The 363-nt window shown below is 53.7% G+C and carries 1 pseudogene; it reads right to left on the bottom strand.

What is annotated here, in order from left to right:
• Positions 1–49: 49 nt before the first annotated feature.
• Positions 50–229 (bottom strand): annotated as a pseudogene (locus A6013_RS27705) (LysR family transcriptional regulator); the annotation flags it as partial.
• Positions 230–363 lie beyond the last annotated feature (134 nt).

Here is a 363-nt window from a genome sequence, read left to right as displayed (position 1 = left end):
CGGATACAAAAGGCAATACTTTGCAACGCACCGGGTCATTTTCTTTTTTCTAACTGGCTGATTTCTCGGCGCTCCCCTGAGAGTAAACTGCAGCGATAGCACTATATGCTAAAATTTCGTCCCGCCACCAGGCACTGGCCAGCCCGGCGGTTTGATCGTTCCAGCCCACCCATACCGATTCGTTACTGCTTTGCGCAAGCACCTGATTTTCAACAAACCACCCCCAATCAAAACAGCCCTACATGGCGCAGCTCTTTCCTGATAGCGGTGAGCCTGTCGAAAACAAGGTGCTTGCGCAACGCATTCACGCATCGGTATGGGCCTGCCGGAACGAACAAACCGCCGGGTTGGCCTGTGCCTGGT

The sequence above is a fragment of the Enterobacter sp. IF2SW-B1 genome (genome assembly GCF_001743375.1).
In the GTDB taxonomy this organism is placed as follows: domain Bacteria; phylum Pseudomonadota; class Gammaproteobacteria; order Enterobacterales; family Enterobacteriaceae; genus Enterobacter; species Enterobacter bugandensis.
The sequence above is the reverse complement of the archived record's forward strand: the minus strand, read 5'-3'. Positions and strand labels throughout refer to the sequence as shown.